Annotated in this window: 15 protein-coding genes; 6 read left to right on the top strand and 9 right to left on the bottom strand. The window is 42.0% G+C overall.

Annotated features, from left to right (window positions below):
* Positions 1-224 precede the first annotated feature (224 nt).
* From BWD47_RS07760 to yegD, 5 genes are all read left to right on the top strand, one after another.
* Positions 225-2,516, top strand: a complete 2,292-nt coding sequence (locus BWD47_RS07760; RefSeq protein WP_036966926.1) for a TonB-dependent receptor — start codon at positions 225-227, stop codon at positions 2,514-2,516.
* 109 nt (positions 2,517-2,625) lie between these two features.
* Positions 2,626-2,925: a hypothetical protein gene (locus BWD47_RS07755; protein WP_036966929.1), complete on the top strand. Its 300-nt coding sequence runs from the start codon at positions 2,626-2,628 to the stop codon at positions 2,923-2,925.
* 65 nt (positions 2,926-2,990) lie between these two features.
* On the top strand, positions 2,991-3,647 hold the full coding sequence (locus tag BWD47_RS07750) for an HAD family phosphatase (RefSeq protein ID WP_074989565.1): 657 nt from the start codon (positions 2,991-2,993) through the stop codon (positions 3,645-3,647).
* A gap of 63 nt (positions 3,648-3,710) precedes the next feature.
* Positions 3,711-4,556, top strand: coding sequence for a DNA ligase (locus BWD47_RS07745; RefSeq protein ID WP_075593751.1), 846 nt, complete (start codon positions 3,711-3,713; stop codon positions 4,554-4,556).
* A gap of 72 nt (positions 4,557-4,628) precedes the next feature.
* Positions 4,629-5,996, top strand: a complete 1,368-nt coding sequence (gene yegD, locus BWD47_RS07740; protein ID WP_065978847.1) for a molecular chaperone — start codon at positions 4,629-4,631, stop codon at positions 5,994-5,996.
* 19 nt (positions 5,997-6,015) lie between these two features.
* Here yegD and BWD47_RS07735 read toward each other — a convergent pair whose 3' ends face one another.
* From BWD47_RS07735 to BWD47_RS07720, 4 genes are all read right to left on the bottom strand, one after another.
* Entirely contained in the window at positions 6,016-6,480 is a 465-nt protein-coding gene (locus tag BWD47_RS07735; protein WP_036966937.1) for a methylglyoxal synthase, read from the bottom strand.
* Positions 6,481-6,488: 8 nt separating this feature from the next.
* Positions 6,489-7,121, bottom strand: coding sequence for a LysE family translocator (locus tag BWD47_RS07730; protein WP_036966939.1), 633 nt, complete (start codon positions 7,119-7,121; stop codon positions 6,489-6,491).
* Between the two features lie 97 nt (positions 7,122-7,218).
* Positions 7,219-9,057 carry a S8 family serine peptidase gene (locus BWD47_RS07725; RefSeq protein ID WP_036966941.1) on the bottom strand — a complete coding sequence of 613 codons (1,839 nt, stop codon included), beginning with the start codon at positions 9,055-9,057 and terminating at the stop codon, positions 7,219-7,221.
* 222 nt (positions 9,058-9,279) lie between these two features.
* Positions 9,280-10,452: a multidrug effflux MFS transporter gene (locus BWD47_RS07720; protein ID WP_036966943.1), complete on the bottom strand. Its 1,173-nt coding sequence runs from the start codon at positions 10,450-10,452 to the stop codon at positions 9,280-9,282.
* Between the two features lie 182 nt (positions 10,453-10,634).
* Between BWD47_RS07720 and BWD47_RS07715 the strand changes: the two genes are divergently transcribed.
* Complete coding sequence (locus tag BWD47_RS07715) at positions 10,635-11,111, top strand: hotdog fold domain-containing protein (protein ID WP_036966946.1); 477 nt, start codon at positions 10,635-10,637, stop codon at positions 11,109-11,111.
* Here the strand turns inward: BWD47_RS07715 and BWD47_RS07710 are convergent.
* From BWD47_RS07710 to BWD47_RS07690, 5 genes are all read right to left on the bottom strand, one after another.
* Positions 11,108-11,593 (bottom strand): polymer-forming cytoskeletal protein, encoded by a 486-nt coding sequence (locus BWD47_RS07710; RefSeq protein ID WP_074989562.1) that lies wholly within the window; start codon positions 11,591-11,593, stop codon positions 11,108-11,110. The two genes, BWD47_RS07715 and BWD47_RS07710, sit on opposite strands and share 4 nt — an antisense overlap.
* The gene (locus tag BWD47_RS07705) at positions 11,583-12,734 is read right to left on the bottom strand and encodes a M23 family metallopeptidase (protein WP_036969122.1); all 1,152 of its coding nucleotides are present in this window, start codon (positions 12,732-12,734) and stop codon (positions 11,583-11,585) included. Before BWD47_RS07705 ends, BWD47_RS07710 begins: the two co-directional genes overlap by 11 nt.
* Before the next feature lie 140 nt (positions 12,735-12,874).
* On the bottom strand, positions 12,875-14,188 hold the full coding sequence (gene fahA, locus BWD47_RS07700) for a fumarylacetoacetase (protein ID WP_036966951.1): 1,314 nt from the start codon (positions 14,186-14,188) through the stop codon (positions 12,875-12,877).
* A gap of 143 nt (positions 14,189-14,331) precedes the next feature.
* Positions 14,332-15,378 (bottom strand): 4-hydroxyphenylpyruvate dioxygenase, encoded by a 1,047-nt coding sequence (hppD, locus tag BWD47_RS07695; protein ID WP_036969124.1) that lies wholly within the window; start codon positions 15,376-15,378, stop codon positions 14,332-14,334.
* A 313-nt stretch (positions 15,379-15,691) separates the two neighbouring features.
* On the bottom strand, positions 15,692-18,412 hold the full coding sequence (locus tag BWD47_RS07690; RefSeq protein WP_075593750.1) for a metallophosphoesterase: 2,721 nt from the start codon (positions 18,410-18,412) through the stop codon (positions 15,692-15,694).
* Positions 18,413-18,498 lie beyond the last annotated feature (86 nt).

The following is an 18,498-nucleotide window of genomic DNA, read 5'->3' as shown; positions in this document are numbered from 1 at the left end:
TGTTGTAAAAAACTTGTTTATTTATCATTTTTAATGCAGTAAAAGCGTTATGAAGTGTTATAATCGTCAGCGTTCGTTCAGCCTCTTTACCTCGTTTTGCACTCTCGATTAAGAGGTCCGCGCAGCTTATTACAAGGCGCGAAAAATTGGCCGAACCCGTCAAATGAATTGACGCAACATCATCACCGTTGAATAAGAGTGCATTAAAAAGGTTAAAACCCGACATGAAAGCAATGAAAAGATCTACGTTAGCAACCCTAATTAATGCAACGTTGTTCTCTGCAGTAGCAGGTACTTCATTTTCTTCTATTGCAGAAGAAGCCACTGCTGAAAAAACCAACCAATTAGAAGTCATTCAAATCACCGCGCGTAAGCGTGTAGAGAACGCACAGGAAGTACCTGTTGCTGTTTCGGCTCTACAGGGTGATAAGCTTGATGCTTATAGTTCAGCTGGTATGGATATTCGTTTTATGAATGCGAAAATTCCAAGCTTATCAATTGAATCTTCGTATGGTCGTACATTCCCTCGCTTTTATGTTCGTGGTCTAGGTAACACTGACTTCGATTTAAATGCTTCACAACCGGTATCGCTTGTTGTTGATGATGTCGTTCAAGAAAACGCAATCTTAAAAGGCTTTCCTGTATTTGACGTGGCACGTGTAGAAGTACTTCGTGGTCCACAAGGTACGTTGTTCGGTCGCAACACGCCAGCCGGTCTTGTCAAGTTTGACACAGTAAAACCAAGTCAAGAGTTTGACGGGTTTAGCTCAGTTTCTTACGGTACTAATAATGCGATTGACTTTAGAGGTGCTGTTGGTGGTGGCCTGACAGATAATTTATCAGCTCGTGTTTCTGTTTTATGGCAAGATAAAGATGATTATATTGATAATCGCGCCCCAGGTTTTGAACAAGATGACATACTAGGTGGCTATACCGATAGAGCTGCTCGTATACAGTTCTTGTATGAAAAAGACGATTTTTCAGCATTACTTAATTACCACGTTCGTAACATGGAAGGTACTCCAATTCCATTCCGTGCGAATGCCATCAAAGCGGGTTCAAACGACTTAGTCGATGGCTTTAAAGACGATGTGGTCTATCATGATGCCGCTGCACGTGAATTCCAAAGAGTAGATGCTGAAGGTGTAAGCTTAAAACTTGAGTATGATCTTGAAGCCCATACGATTACTTCAATCACAGGCTGGGAAAGTGCAAAAGTTAACTCTCGTGGTGATATTGATGGTGGCTATGGCGCAGCATTCTTAGGCGACTACCAAGGTCCTGGTATTATTCCTTTCCCTTCAGAAAGTGAAAGTGGTTTACCAAAGCATGACCAATACACACAAGAACTTCGTATCTCGAGTAATTTTGTCGGTGATTTTAACTATCAAACGGGCTTATTCTACTTCGACGAGTCAGTAAGCATTGATAACTTTGGTTATAATACTTTGGCTGGTGGTGCATTGAATGGCTATGTTAATCAGCAGCAAGATACTAAAGCTTGGGCTGTATTTGGTACGGTCGATTACACTTTAACCGACGATTTAAAGCTAACAGCGGGCCTTCGCTACTCAGATGACGATAAAGACTTTGTTGCGGTCCGTAAAATTGTACCAGCTGATTTAAACGAATGTAACAACGACTTAATGCAGTGCCAAACTGATATAACGCGTACAGAAGATGCGAGTGATGATCATATCAGTTGGGATATTTCAGCTTCTTACAAGTTAAATGATGATGTAAATCTATATGCGCGTGTTGCTAATACATTCCGTGCACCTAGTATTCAGGGCCGTATTACTTTTGCAGACGAAGTAACCAAAGCGGATTCAGAAACCGTGACATCTTATGAAATGGGTGTTAAATCAGATGTATTAGACGGCCGTGGCCGTGTTAATGCGACCGTGTTCTATTTTAATATGGACGACCAGCAGTTAACTGCTGTTGGTGGTACAGCGAACACAACTCGCTTACTTAATGCTGATAAAACAACTGGTTATGGTTTTGAGCTAGACACAGAGTGGATGTTAACTGATGAGTTAAACGCAACATTTAACTTAAGTTATAATAACACTGAACTTAAAGACAAAAACGTATCTATTGCGGTTCCACAGCGTCCAAGTTTAACAATTACCGACCCGGTTGTTGATGGCAAAGCGTTTATTGATGGAAACAGCTTACCACATGCACCTGAGTGGATTTCAAACCTTACACTACGTTACAGTAAAGAACTCGCTGGCGGTGAATTCTTCACCTATGCTGACGTGTCTTACCGTAGCGAAATCAACTACTTCTTATATGAGTCAGTTGAGTTTGAAGGCAAGTCATTAACAGAAGTGGGTTTACGTAGTGGTTATGCATGGTCAGAAGGTGACTATGAGTATGAAGCTGCTGTATTTGCACGTAACTTATTTGACGAGCAACAAGCAATTGGTGCAATCGACTTCAACAACAACACAGCAATGGTTAATGAAGGCCGCTTTGTTGGTGTAGAGTTTAAGGTTAAGTTCTTCTAACCTTAAACGTTACGTTTTTAAAACCCGCTTTATAGCGGGTTTTTTCGTTTATAAACCTTCTTGTTACTGATAAAGTACGGGTTATAACTTAATTTATAAGAGAACTATCATGGCTGGATTTTGGAATTACCGTGTCATTTTTTGTGAAGCGACTAAAGATGAGGCTGCACAATATCAAATTCACGAAGTTGAATATAATCTCAATGGCAAAGTGACCAATTGGTCTGAAACAGGTGCCGCACCGTTTGGTCATACTGTTGAAGAACTAGAAGCCGATGCAGATCGTTTAAAAACCGCTTTTTCAAAACCTATATTGAAAGTGGTTAGAAAGCAGCGTGGCTATGAGTTGGTTGATGTTGAAACGGGTGAAGAGGCTTTTGCAGAGCCACCTGCGGGTTTAACTGAGTAACATATTATATTTATCGAAGGTGCCAAATGGCACCTTTTATCTTTTAGACTGTAAAAGGAATGAGGATGACTTTAAAAGCAGTATTGTTTGATATGGATGGCACACTTGTCGACTCTGAAAGTGTGCATTTTAATATCTGGAATGACATTTTAGCGCCGTTTGGCGTTCACTATGATGAAGCCACTTTTTGCCAGCGATTTTCGGGCAGGCCAACCCTTGAGGCAGCGAAAGAAGTGGTTGAAAACTATCAATTAACTATTTCGCCTCAGGCGCTTACAGACGCGAAATACACTGCATTTGGTCATTTTGTGAGTGCAAACTTACCGGCTTTAATGCCACACGCAAAAGACGTGCTTGAGCAAGTTAAAGAAAGTGGTTTAAAAATGGCCTTAGTAACAGGAAGTGCTAAAGATGAAGCGTATCCGATTTTAAAGGGATATGGCATATTTGATTGGTTTGATTGTATTGTCACGAAAGACGATGTCAAAAACCCTAAACCTGCAGGTGAACCCTATCAACTCGCCCTTAAAAGCCTGAATATTAATGCCGATGAGGCTATCGCTGTTGAAGATACATTTACCGGTGTTACAGCAGCAAATAACGCTAATGTTAGTGTGTTTGCAGTGCCTAATCACTTTACCGTTGAACACGATTTTTCAAAAGCAGCCGCGGTCATGGCAAATCTTCAAGAAGTTTTCAAATGGGTACAAACTAAACTATAGTAAAGGAAAACGTGACTACTCGATTATGGTCACGTTGTTATTAATTACTGCAAGGAAGCAATTATGATTACCTTTATTAAAAAACACCTGTCCGTGTTTTTACTCGTTATCAGTTTTTCATCCACCGCAGCAGTCACCCCAGATGTTCTCCTTGCTAATGTTTATGATGCAGACAAGGTAAATATTAATGATTACTTAGTGAGCGAAAAGTATGACGGTATAAGAGCCATTTGGACAGGAAATAAACTTGTCACTCGTAATGGTCACCTCATCCATGCACCCGTTTGGTTTACAGCCCCATTGCCTGATGTTTGGCTCGATGGTGAGTTGTGGACGAAACGCCAAGATTTTGCCAACCTTAGCGGGATTGTTCGCACACATCAACCGAACGATAGCGAGTGGCACACAGTAAGTTATCAGGTATTTGATATGCCTGATGCTACGTTGCCATTTAGTCAGCGGTATGAGAATTACGCAGGCTTAGTAACGCAAATTAACGCAGAGCATATCAGAGCAGTCAAACAAAGACGGTTTACCGATAACCATCAGCTAAGCTTATTTATGGATGAGCTTGTTGCGAAGGGCGCTGAAGGCGTAATGTTGCACCTTGCTTTAGCTACACATAAAGCGGGTCGCAGTGATGCTTTGTTAAAGCTTAAGCCTTATCTTGATGCAGAAGCGGTCGTGATTGCTCACTTTCCTGGCAAAGGTAAGTATAAAAATATGTTAGGTGCACTTAAGGTGCGCAATGCCGAGGGTGTTGAATTTAAAATAGGTTCGGGGTTTTCTGATAAGCAACGGCAATTTCCTCCTGCGATAGGTAGCACCATTACTTATAAATATCATGGATTTACTAAAAATGGTTTGCCACGTTTCGCGAGCTTTTTACATGAGCGAGTACCGCTGTAACGTTTAAGCATTCAAAAATGGCCGCGACTATGGTAAATTTCGCGGCCTTTTTGTTGATGTATAGGTGATAGAATGTTTGCAGGCTTTGATTACGGAAGCTCTAATTGTGCAATAGGTGTGATGAATAATGAGCAGCAAGTATCATTGGTGCCGCTTGAGCAGGGCAAACACTATTTACCATCAACGTTATATACCCACCATAGTGCACTTGTTGTTGATTTTGTTGCGAAACATTTGACAGGGAGCGATCAAGAAGCTGAATTTAGGGCACAGCGCCAAGCGCTACTCAATACCATACCCCGAGTGAAGTCTGATTTAGATATTCAAACAGGCGATGAAACCTTATTTATTGGTCGTGAAGCGATTAGCGAGTATGTTCAATTTCCAGAAGAAGGTTATTTCGTTAAATCACCCAAGTCATTTTTTGGCGCAGTCGGCTTAAAGCAAGGTCAAATTAACTTTTTTGAAGACATAGCCACAGCGATGATCTTAAAAATTAAGCAACGTGCAGAGCAGTCTTTACAGCAAAACTTAACTGAAACAGTGATTGGTCGGCCTGTAAACTTTCAGTCAGTGGGCGGAGAAGAGTCAAACCAACAGGCACTGGGAATTTTAGAACGAGCAGCAAAACGTGCGGGTTTTAAAGAGGTATCATTTTTATATGAGCCACTGGCTGCGGGGATTGATTATGAAACGTCGCTACAGGCTGATAAAAAAGTACTGGTAGTTGATATTGGTGGGGGCACCAGTGATTGCTCATTTGTGCAGATGGGTCCAGGCTTTCGTCAAAATCAATGTCGCGACAATGACTTTTTAGCACACAGTGGTAAACGAGTAGGGGGCAATGACTTAGACATCGCCCTGAGCTTTCATGGCTTAATGCCATTATTAGGCTTAGGCACTGAGTTTAAGTCAGGCTTACCTTTACCAAATCAGCCATTTTGGCAAGCGTGCAAAATTAATGATGTGAACCTGCAAAGCCAATTTTATAGTGACGCTCATCATCGAGAACTTGTTACGCAATTGCGCGAAGTGCAGCAACCTGATTTATTTAAGCGCTTAATTCATTTACAGCAAAATAAGCAAGGTCACCAGTTGGTCCAGCAAGGTGAGGCTGCAAAAATAGCACTTTCATCAACAGACACATTCAATACTGATTTAAGCTTTTTAGATTCAGAGTTGAGTCAATGTTTAACGCTCAATGATTTAGCTTTAGCGGTAGAAGATTCAATAAACCAAATTGTGGCACTGGCTAAACAGGCGATACAAGAGGCCGGCACTTCACCCGACGTAATTTATTTAACGGGAGGCAGTGCCCAGTCGCCATTAATTAAAGCAGCGTTAAAAACACATCTGGGAAATATTGATATGCTCAATGGTGACCATTTTGGCAGCGTAACAGCCGGATTAACTAAATGGGCACATACGCTTTATCGCTAAATGTGCTCATTGATAAAAATTACAATGCTACTTGGCGCGTAGCTAAGTACTTCTCGTAATCAGGTAGCGTACGATTAAGCTCACTTTCCATCATTGGTGAGCTTAAGAGCATATCTGCACTGACTTCATTACACGCTACAGGTATGTTCCACACTGCAGCTAAACGCAGTAACGCCTTTACATCGGGGTCGTGAGGTTGAGAAGCCAGTGGATCCCAGAAAAATACCAGCATATGCACTTCGTGTTCAGCGATTTTAGCCCCTAGTTGCTGATCTCCACCCATTGGGCCACTTAACAGCTTAATAACCTCAAGACCTGTTGTACGCTCTATTAAATGGCCTGTTGTGCCTGTGCCATATAAAGTGTGTTTACTTAATATCGCTTTGTGTTTTTCACACCATGCTTTCAGTGCTGCTTTTTTACCATCATGGGCAACAAGGGCAATATTTTTTTTGGCGGGTAAGGCTTGTTGTTTTTGTTCCATAAGTGCTCTTATATTAGAAGGTTAATTGCCAGTGCAATAAAGACCAGTCCTGTGATTCTATCAATCCAAAGTTGGGTTTGCGGGTGATCACGAAAGTAACTGGCTATCTTATCGCCGAAATAAATATACGTGCAGTCGATAGGAAAAGCAAAAAGAGGATAGAGTAATCCAAAAAATGCTAACTGAAATGTGGTTGACGATAAGCTTGGGTCGACAAACTGCGGTATAAAAGCAATAAAAAACAACGCAACTTTTGGGTTAAGCACTTCGGTCATCATGGCTTGAAACATGACATTCTGTTTTTTACTGGTGCTTACATGGGGCTTATCTTCGCATTGTGGATTAGGCTGACTAACCGTTGCTTTTAACGTCGTTAATCCTAAATAACACAGGTAGGCAGCACCTAAATATTGAACCGTGGTATAAGCAACTGTAGAGGCTTTTAAAATAGCGGTTAAACCTATAACAGCAAAAAAGGTATGCACAACCCCGCCTAACGCAAAACCAAATGCGCTTTGCAAGCCTGCCGCTCTTCCATTTGCAAAGGTTTGTGCCATTAAAAAAGCGTTAGAAGGACCGGGGGCAATAGCGATTAAAAAACTGGCGCCTAAAAACGACAGTAAAAACTCAGGATTGATCATTGGCACAGGTGAATAAAGCTAGGTGCTTGATGTTAACAAGTTTTCAAGAAAAGAAAAAGCGGGCAATGTTGCCCGCTCATCGAGGTTGGGGAAAGTATTAGAACGCGACTGTGCTATTGTTTGAGCAAACAGTTGTGCTTTGTGCTTCACATACTTGATAAGTGTAAGAACCGCCGCCTTTCGCTGTAATTGTGTCTGTGTAACTGTTGTTATTTGCTACAGACGTTACTTTGCTGCCGTTACGGTAAATATCTACATTACTGGTTGCTGCGCCATTCCAGCTAAGATCAACATACGCAACACCTTTTGATTTATAACCTGATGTTGATAAGCTAATTTCATCACCACCCGGTGTCGTACCGCCACCGTTATTACCACCCGCACAGCCATTAGCTGTTAGGTAAGCATCAGCCGCAGCCGCTTTAACAATACCGTGGCCGAAGTAAACGTCGTGACCCGCAGCGCCTTGGTCTTCGGCTGTTGCTTTAAGTGCAGCACGGATTTCAGTACCAGTACATTGTGGATGATTTGACCAAACCAGCGCTGCCACACCTGAAACTGCAGGGGTTGCCATTGAAGTGCCGCTCATGTAGCCGTAATCGCTAGTACCAATGTTAATGCTAATGTTCGTGCTTGCAAGTAAAGCTGCACGGTCTTCAAGTGCTGCGCCTACGGCTGGAATGCTTGTGTTGTTTGTATCGCCTAACGTACCGTATAACATACCCGCTTCGTTATTGATGATAACTGCACCAATACCGCCAGAGTTTTCACAGTTTGCCACTTTGTCGTAGAACGAAATGACACCACGGTCAATCATACATACTTTGCCTGATGCCGCTGTATCAACGCTTTCTGCTGTACCCATATAATAAGCTGTACCCGCAGCATTTCCTGAGTTTTCCATTGCAGATGTAGCATAGCCGGTATTATCCGCGGTTAAGCTTGCAGCCGTTGCCATGCCAGCAGGGTATGTAGATAAGGTATCAACACCACCCGCAGTGACTTCTACACAGATTGTTTCGTCAGTCGTTACATTTTTACCACGGCCCGACGTACAGCTTGGGAATTGTGAGAAATCAGCAATTTGATTGTTTGCATCGTTTGCACCTACCATCATTACTGATGGGTAACCAGCAGGGTATGAACGAACACTGTTTCCATCATTACCCGCTGCTGCTACAACAAGGCCGCCAGCGTTTGTGAAGTTTGCGAATGCATTTGATTCTGTGCTGTTTGAGCCACCACCGCCAAGGCTCATACTGATAATATTAGCGCCTGCTTGAGAACATAAATCAGCTGCATGAGCTAGATCAGACGAGTAACCCCATCCCTCAGCGTTAAATACTTTGATGATGTGCATAGCAACACCCGGAGCCATACCAACAACACCTAGGTTGTTGTCAGCAGCACCAATAGTGCCTGCTACGTGAGTACCGTGAGGACCGCCGTTGTCAAACCAGTTGCCTGTGCCACTATCGTTATCACCTGTGATATTACCCCACACAAAATCAGGGTTTGATGCATCAAGGCCTGAGTCAATGACACACACTTTCATACCGGCATTGGCATCAAATGTTACTTGATCAGCTTGTGACTGATAAACTGCATAGGGAGTTAACTGTTGCTGCATTGCATTGCCAGCATCATCATTGTATACCGCCATGGGTACACGTTTATGATCTTCTTCAATGAGTTTAATATGTGGGTTATTAAGTAAGCCTTTAACGCTTGCTAAATCGTGACCAGTAAATTGTGCTGCAATAAAGCCATTACCATCAACTTTGATATCACCACCCAGTTTTTTAGCAAGGGCTTTCACCACGCCTTTTTTATTGTTGTCTACTTGGATGATATAACGGTCGTTTGCTGCGTGTGCAGTTCCTGCTGCGCACAGACCACTGATGATTAACGCTAAAGCTAATTTATTCTTTTTCATATTTCGTATCCCAAACGTGTTATTGAGTTAACTAAATGTTAACTTAATTAAACAATAATTTAATAAAACCGTGGGTACAAGTAAAATTATCCATAAAAACGGAACAAAAAATTCTAGAAACAGGTCTTTTATAATCTAATGTTATATTGAGAAGTCTAAACGGGTAAATAGAATATAACTATTCTCATTTACCCGTATTTGGTAACGAATGTGAACTAAACTCTATGACAAGTGTTTGTGTTTTAAGAGTAAATAAGCAAAAGGTATAAGCATTAAGAAGTGCACACCAATTAAAACGGGCGTAACTAAGTTTAAATACTGTGTTATAAACACCAGTAAACTTGCGCCACTCATTTGCATTAAACCAATAAGTGCAGATGCAGTCCCCGCTTGTTTTGGGTATAAGCTTAACGCTCTACCGGCTGATGACCCTAAAGTTAATGCAAAGCCAAATGCAGCTATAAACATGGGGAACATGAGGGCAATAGCGCTACGCTGCTGGCTTAAAATGAGCATTAAACCGCCAGAGAGCACTAATAACATAAGGCCAATTTTTAATGCGCGTTTAGGTTGTCGCTTTATATACAGAGGCATTATGAAACTAGCTAGAATGCTAAGCACGGCGTTACAGGTAAACCAAAAAGTAAAATCGCTGACGCTACCGCCTAATTCAGTAATAAGCCAGCCGGGTGCTAAGGTCACAAACACCAAAATTGCTGACATAGTCACTAAACAAATTAAGCTATGAAATAAAAACAGAGGGGTGCTGATTATGGGAATAAAGCGCCGTAAATCAAGAATGTGACCGCTGTATACACTGTCGGCAGGGCGTGTTTCTTTATAAAGTATTAGCGTAATAAGTAAGCCTGCGAGGGCAAAGGCAGCCATAAATAAAAAGTTCATACGCCAGCCAAATTGCACCGTTAACCACGCACCTAAAATAGGGGCGAGGGCAGGGATAAAACACACGATACCATTGAGGTAAGTAATTATCTGACCGCTGCGCTCACTGCCAAATCTGTCTCTAACTATGGCAAATGCTACGACAAAGGTTGCACAGGCGCCCAAGCCTTGCAGTGCTCTTGCAAACATAAGGCTGGTAAAGTCAGGAGATAGGTAAGCGCCATACGCAGCCAAACCATATAAAGTTACTCCTGCAATGGCGACAGGTTTACGGCCAAACTTATCTGCTAAAGGACCTGCAATTAACTGCCCAAGTCCTACGGTCAGCATAAAAATTGCGACGGTTTGTTGTACTTGTTTCTCCGATGCATGAAACTGGTCTGCAATAGTTGGAAAAGCCGGTAAATAAATATCAATAGCTAACGGGCTAAAGATAACCAGAAGGCCTAAGATGAATAGTAAACTGGGGTTTTTGTGCTGGCGTGACTGCATTCGCTCTCCTTAAAACGGTATTTTATGTGCCCCTTAAAGAAAAGAAAAGCGTTGATGCGGGTTATTGTGTGATACATACGTTGTCATTCGTTTGCGCGAGTAATGGTTACTTTAAATTTTCATTTCGCTATCTGGTCTGATGTGTTAGTTTTTATTTCTAATAAAAAAATTGGATAGATGTCGTGAGCTCACAATCGAATCTGTTAAAAATTTGGTCGAAGTGCCAGTCTTTGCCAAAAGGAAAATGGCTTTTTAGTAAAGCCGTGTGTTTTAAAGCGCCTTACTTTGCTTCAATAAAGCCTGTCGTCAATGAATTGAAATTGGGCTATTGCAGTGCAACGGTTAAAAATCGCCGTGCGATACATAATCATATTGGTACGATACATGCCATTGCTCAGTGTAATATTGCTGAATTATGTGCAGGGCTAATGGTTGATGCCACCGTACCTGCTAAAACGCACCGTTGGATCCCAAAAAGTATGACGGTTAATTATTTAGCAAAAGTGGATAGTGATATGCGCGCAGTGGCTGAGATAGATTTCCCTAGGCAATGGCTAGATAAAGAAGATTTAGTTGTACCCGTTAAGGTGTATAACAGCCGCGATGAATTGGTATTCACCGCAGACATTACAATGTATATAACGGCTAAAAAGCGTTAAGACTTGTCAGCGGCTTGTTTATTAACAAATGACAAGTCGTTGTCATCATCGACTAGCAGCGAGGATGTACTTTCTTCGCCTGCTTCAGGTTTAATAGGGGCAACGTTGTCTTCTTCGTGTCGATGTTTTAGGCTGCCTTCTATCATTGCGCCTGCTTCAATGCTTAAAGTGTCGTGAAAGACATCACCATGCACTTCGGCACTACTTTCAATCATCACTTTGTTTGCAATCAACGAACCAATAATTTTACCTTTAACGACCACGCTATCAGCTTCGATCATGCCTTCAATCATACCGGTTAGGCCAATCACTAAATGCTTTACACGCAAATCACCTTCAATGCGACCATCAAGTTGAACTTCACCTTGGCTGGTGAGTGAGCCCGTCAAACGCATATCTTCTGCAATGATAGAGGGAGTGTGGTTGGTTCTTTTTAAAGATGAGCTACTGCTGGTTGCTGCTTTTTTTTTCTTACCGAACACGAGAAAGCGCCTTTGTTATTTTAACTGGATTGACATGTTTACCATTCACTAAAACTTCGTAATGTAGGTGCGTGCTGGTGCTTCGACCAGTGCTACCCATTAAACCAATTACATCGTCTTTAGTGACTGTTTGGCCTTTTTTCACCTTAATTTTATTTAAGTGACCAAAGCGTGTTACGAAGCCATTTTTATGTTGTAGCTCGATAAAATTACCATAGCCGCCATTGCGACCTGCGCGAAGTACGGTGCCATCAGCAGGCGCAAAAATTTCTGTTTTGTGCCAACCTGCCAGGTCTACTCCTTTGTGAAAAGCGCGACGGCCATTCATTGGATCTTTACGTAAACCGTAACTGCTTGAAATATAGTAATCGGCTGCAGGCAGTGTTTGCGGTAGTTCACTTAATAAATTTTCTAAATTGTTTAATGCCAAGAGTTTGTCTGCAATGGCCAAAAATTGACTGGGTATTTTAGACTCATCAAATAAGTCTAACGGACCCCCTTGTGCAGTGTCGGTATCTTCAGCTACAGAACTGCGAGCAAGTGCGCTGTCTAATCCTGCCCCTTCAAGCATTGCGATAATCTCTTCGTGGCGTTGCTTAATTTGCTGATCTAAAAAATTGAAGGTGTAGTCATAGCTCTTATTAAGGCGTGTAATGCGCATTGAGGCGCTTTCGTATTGTTTTGCCTGTGCAGGTAGTTGCTCGTCTTCTAATGGGGCATGAAACTCGTCTGCGTTCTCTTGAATCGGCAGTAGGATAGGTTCAGCCTCATTATTTAATGCTGGTTTGTTCATTGACTCAGGTAAAGACTCAATCATGCTTTGCAGTAAAGCTTGTTTTTGCTCTAACACCGCCAATTGTTCAAGTTGTTTTGTGTAAATGGCTTGCTGTTGTTGGTATTGCTTTTGCCATTCTTGTTGTTTGCTAAGCTGGGTTTGCTCTATTTGAGACATTTTGTCAGCTTGCGAAATGATTTGTAATGTTGACACGCTCAACCAAACAAGAGCGGTTAAAACGACGAGTAAAGTCGTTAATTGTACCCAAGGTGCTAATATAAGGTGTTTTACTTCGCCGTTTTGACGGATCAGCAGCTGTCGAGCTGGAAAAAACGTGCGATAAAAAGACTTAAGTTTAACTAACATGGCGTACATAAATCGGCTAATAACCGAGCTAAGATAGCAATCTGAACTAAAAAAGCTAGCAAAAAATTGTAACTCAGTTAAAAAAAGTACAAAAAAAAGGGCAAAAAATGCCCTTAGTTTATGAAAATAGATAAGTATTTCTATTTAGCAGGTAATACGGTGCCTTCAACTCTGCCGAAGCCAATACGTGCAAAACCTTCTTTTTCACACCAGCCACGCATAATAACGTTGTCACCATCTTCTAAGAAAGTACGTTGTTCACCGTTCTCAAGTGTGATTTTTTCTTTACCACCACGTGAAAGCTCTAATAAAGAACCCGCTTCTTCGTGCTCTGGGCCAGATTGCGTACCCGAACCTAGCATGTCACCAGGTTGGAAGTTACAGCCGTTTACCGTGTGGTGTGTGACCATTTGTGCCACTGTCCAGTATGAGTGCTTGAAGCTTGATTTAGAAACTAGCGTTGGAGCGTGACCTTCTTTACGCATTTTTTCAGTTTCAATTTGCACATCCATCTTAATATCGAACGCGCCAAATTCACGGTTGTGCGTCGATTCTAAGTAGTCCATTGGTTGCGGATCATTTTCATCGCGCGTCCACTGTGTTCTATACGGTGCAAGTGCTTCTGTTGTTACAATCCATGGTGAGACAGTTGATGCAAAGTTTTTCGCAAGGAATGGACCTAAAGGTTGGTATTCCCATGCTTGCAAGTCACGTGCTGACCAGTCATTGAATACACAGAAACCAAATACATGGTTTTCAGCGTTTTCGATGGCAATTGCATCGCCCAGCTCGTTACCATTACCTAAGTAAATACCGAGCTCTAATTCGTAATCTAGGCGTTTACACGGGCCAAATGAAGGTACTTCAGCGTCAGGTGCTTTTGTTTGACCATTTGGACGGTGGAATGTTTGACCTGATACATCAATCGATGAAGAACGACCATGATAGCCAATGGGTACCCATTTATAGTTAGGCAGTAAAGGATTATCAGGACGGAATAAGCTGCCGACAGCCGTTGCATGGTAGATAGAGGTATAAAAGTCTGTGTAATCACCAATGCGACATGGCAGTGCAAATTCTATATCAGCCTGTGCAATGAGGGCGTCAGTAAGCTGAGCTTGCTCTTTGGCGCCTTCGCGAAGTGCGTTTGATAATGCAAGACGCAGTGCAGACCAGTATTGCTGACCTAAACCCATAAACTCATTAAGCGTTGCTTTGCTAGCCGCTGCAACAGCAACCTGTGCATCACCTGAGAAGATACCAAGTTCATTCACTTTCGCTAAATCAATTACTTGATCGCCAATAGCAACGGCACCACGAAACGCTTCGTCTGAGTTTTTACGACGAACTTCTGCGAATGGTAAGTTTTGAATCGGGAAGTCACAGTTCGCTTCGTTTGCTGAACTCACCCAGCTTTTTAAATTAATATCATGGGTTTCGTTAATTAGGCTCATACTCTTTCCTTATTAGTTCGCGCTGATGTGTTAGATAGTGATATGGAGGCAATCTGCGCAATTTAAACAGTTACGTTGAAAACAGAAATCAAAACGACAAAAAGCAGCGTGTTAAACACGCTGCTTTTTTGGTTACGTGTGGTTTAGATTACACCACGACGCTCTTGATCACGTTCAATAGACTCAAACAATGCTTGGAAATTACCTTCACCAAAACCACCGTCGTCTACACGTTGGATCATCTCAATAAAGATAGGACCAAAAAGGTTCTTCGAGAAGATTTGTAGCAAGTAGCAGTTTTCGCTCTGGCTATCGACAAGAATTTGGTGCTCACGGATTTTTTCTTTGTCTTCTTTAACCCAAGGTACACGGTCAAAAATGGTGTCGTAGTACTCAGGGATGATATCTAGCGTTGCAATTGTTGATTGGTCTAGCTTATCAAGTGAACCTACTAGGTCATTCGTTAGGAATGCTAAGTGTTGTACACCCGGACCATTGTACTCATTTAGATACTCATCGATTTGGTTGTTGTTGTTATCTTTACCTTCGTTGATTGGAATAGAGAAGGTTCCGCACGGTGATTTAAGTGCATAAGATAATAACGCTGTTTTTTGACCTTTAATGTCGAAATAGCGAACTTCAGTAAAACCAAATACATTTTTATAGAAGTTAGCCCATGTTTCCATGGTGCCTTTGTAGACGTTATTTGTTAAATGGTCGATACGAAGGAAGCCCTTGTCTTCAACAACGTTTTGCTCTTCTAAGTCTTCGAAATCAGACTCATAGATTGAACCTTTGTCACCAAATTGTTCGATGAAGTAGATTAAGCTGTCACCAATACCGTAAATTGCAGGGTAAGGTAAGTCTTTGTGTGCTGAATCAGTGGCAGGTTTTGCGCCACGTTCAACCGCTACTTCAAATGCTTTTTGAGCATTCTCTACACGCCAACCCATTGAACAGATTGCTGGGCCGTGGCTTTTAGCAAATTCGGCCGAGAAACCTTCACGCTCATTGTTTAGTAAGAAATGAATGTCGTGCTGGTTATAGTAAACAATGTCTTTACCTTTGAATTTTTTTAGTTTCGAGAAACCAAAATCAGTAAATACTTTGTCCATGTAATCTGCATCAGGTGTTGCGTATTCAGTGAATTCAATGCCCACTAAACCTAACGGATTATTTACTTCGCTCATTGTCATTACTCCCGCAATTATAAGCACTGCGCTAAAAAAGTTATTGTTGTGTAATGAGCGGATGATTAACCAGAAAACCGATAAGGGGAAGATCTGAGGCTTATTTAGCGACGGTGTGTTTTGTAAATTAAATGGGACAATGATTTTAATTTCAACAATCACCCTAGGCTTAAGCAAATAGAAAGGCTTAATAGGACGCATGATGCACATTGTTTTTCGTTATTAAGCTTTTGAATTTAAATGCTTTAAATGCTTTTTTTAAAGGAGTTAAAAAGGCCAATATTGGCCTTTTTATTTAGCTTGTGTGTATTAATTAGTTTACACTTTGGCGTTGTTTGTTAAAAAACTTACTGCGTTGTTGTAACCACGGATTATTCATTATTTGTGGTGCCGTTTGGTAATGACGTTCAACAACGTTATTTAAGATGCGTGTTGAGCGGACATAATTCAATTGTTGTTTTGCTGCGCCTAAGGTGGCTATTTCATTGTCTGTCATGGCTCGGCCTGCAAACAGCAGCGCATTTAAATACCCAGGCTCCGTTTCATAGTCATTATCGGTCAGCAGTAAGGTTGCTTTATCAATCGCCCAGCGCTGGTTTATTTCGCCTTCGTCTTTCACACCGATAAGCTTACCATCTAGGTAAATTTTTAGTGCTCCGTTAGTCGGCGCTGCATAGAATACAAAAGCAAGGCGATGCCACTCACCAGCGTTTAGGTTACCAAAGTAACCACTCTTAGTTGTAGCAATACCTATCGCGTTAGCTTTATTCGTATATAAGTCGGCATCGCTTATATTGGTGATATCGGTTTGTAACAGAGCGCGCCATTGTTGACTGCTTTGTTCAGGCCACAGTAAATCCATGACGAGTGTGTAATCGGCAATCAATCCGTCATTGGTAAAGTCGCCATTGGCAGCACTATTTGCAGTTAGTAGTAAGCCTTGACTTGGACTGTGCCGAGAAAACGCTAATACCCCTGATATACCGTCTTTTAAATCAGCAATTTGTAATGCGCTGGTCGTCGAAAATTGGCTGTTTTCTTCTCCCCAATTACGTTGTTCTGGGTCGAAGAAGTTAAGAGCTGCGGGACCTAAGTCACTTTTAAACCCTTGGCTCGGATCATTAAAATTCCAGACAGTGACTACATCCTCATTTTCGCAGGCACTCAGTGTATTCTCTGTGTCTAAATATAAACACTGGCTGGTACGAAAACGGGCATAGTTATCCAGTATCCACCAACTTTCGGCCAATAAATTTGCCTCTAATGCTGGCACAGTCGGGAAGAATAAGGTGCTATTGAGGGCAGGGCCTTTAAAAAGTGCCACTTGATACTGTGCAGCATCGTCAATACTCGCGGGGGCTAAGTAAACCCACTCAGGTTGGCTTTGTACCATGGCTTTAAGCTCAGCGCCTGTGACATTGACTTGGTAAATTGCATTGAAGCCTGATGTATTTGAGGGTTGGCGCTCAACTTTAAACGCGGCATGAAAATCTTCTTGTGTGAGTGTGCCGGGCAACCAGCGATCTTGTACTTGGCTTGCATCAAAAAGAGCTGCATCAATAGCTGCAAATTGTTGTTTTGTTGCTTTCGCTGTGAGCAGGGCTACTTCCTCAGCGCTTGGGTAGTTTTCAGACACAGCAATTTCGGTATTGGCGTCGGGGGCATAGCGGCCCATAATTTCGTCTATTGCTGTTTTTGTGTCTGTGCTAACTGTCATTATGTCGCTGGTCGATACCGTATTGTAATCAACATCGATGATACTTTTATCTTTAAGGTCGAAGGTTAAGGTTAAATCGGTTAGACCTTGGGCAAAAAAGTTTGGCTGAATTACAAGACTGCCGTTTTCGAGAGTTTGATAATTTTCGCCGCCATGGGTGTGCCCACCGAGCACTAAGTCAATGCCAGATACAGTGGTAGCAATACGCGTATCAGTGCCTTCCCCAAGGTGGCTTACCATCACCATGTAGTCTACGTCTTGTCGATATTGATTAACGATTTGCTCTGCCACTTCCTGCCATTGCCAATTCATTTTGAAGTTAGCAATAAAATCTGGAATTGGATCATCTTCAATCGGATTATCAAGCTCATTCCATGGCACTGAAGTCATGCCAAAAAAACCAATACGCAGACAGCCTACCTTTACCACTGAAAAATCAACTGCTGCAAATTCAATGTCGGCATTACCGTCGTATTCCGTGTTGCTGGCAAGCACAATGGCATTATCGTCATCGGCAAAATCAAGTAATTGCTCAGGACCCCAGGCGTAATCGTGGTTACCAATAACCCTCACATCAAATGCCATTGCTTTAATGGCTTCAACCGTAGCTAAGCCTTGCGATGTTTGTTCAGCAACCGTGCCTTTTTCATAGTCATCCCCACCATTCGTAAAGAGGGTGTTTGGGTTCGCTTGCTTTGCATTGTCGTAATAACTGCGGATACGACTAAAAAGCTGCTCTTTAAACCCAAAGCGAGCATGTAAGTCAGCTACATGGATAAAGCGGACGGTTTGTGACGTTGCGTTATCATCACATTGTTCACCAATCGTTTTACTGACCGCAGGCACACTGCGCGACTTTAAAGCAAATGTGCCAAAGTCAGTGATTTGACTGACTGCAAAGTCATCGTCATTTTTTATTGTAGTAAGGGGCTGCCATTGCTCATTTTTTAAAATTACGATGCTAAAAGCAACATCAGTTTGTTGCTCTGGTAGCTTAATCGCTAAGGTTAGTGGGTCTGAAAAAACCACATTATTCGGTCTGAATGTATAGCGCGCAGAGACAATGCCTTGGTCAGTATCGGTAGGTGTCGCAGCTGTTGATGTATACGTGAACGTTGTGTCTGTTGTGACGGTATTCTTTGGGGCTGTGAGAATGACTTTGCCATTATCAAACTGCTCAGTTAAGCCATTATCGGCAGAAATAATTAACCCGGTTTGAGTAGGGGGGACTGCTGTTTCTTTTGTTGTTTTGTCACCCCCGCAGGCTGCGAGTAATGAAATAGTTAAAAAAACTGACAGTTGAATTAAAAAGCGCAATGTAACGTCCTTGCCGATATACCGATTAACGTTGGATTATAGTATCAGTATTGAGGACGGGGAAGTAGCCTTTAGAAAGAAAATCC

The organism is Pseudoalteromonas sp. PAB 2.2 (genome assembly GCF_001938575.1).
Lineage (GTDB): Bacteria > Pseudomonadota > Gammaproteobacteria > Enterobacterales > Alteromonadaceae > Pseudoalteromonas > Pseudoalteromonas lipolytica.
This window is presented reverse-complemented; position numbering and strand designations above follow the sequence as displayed.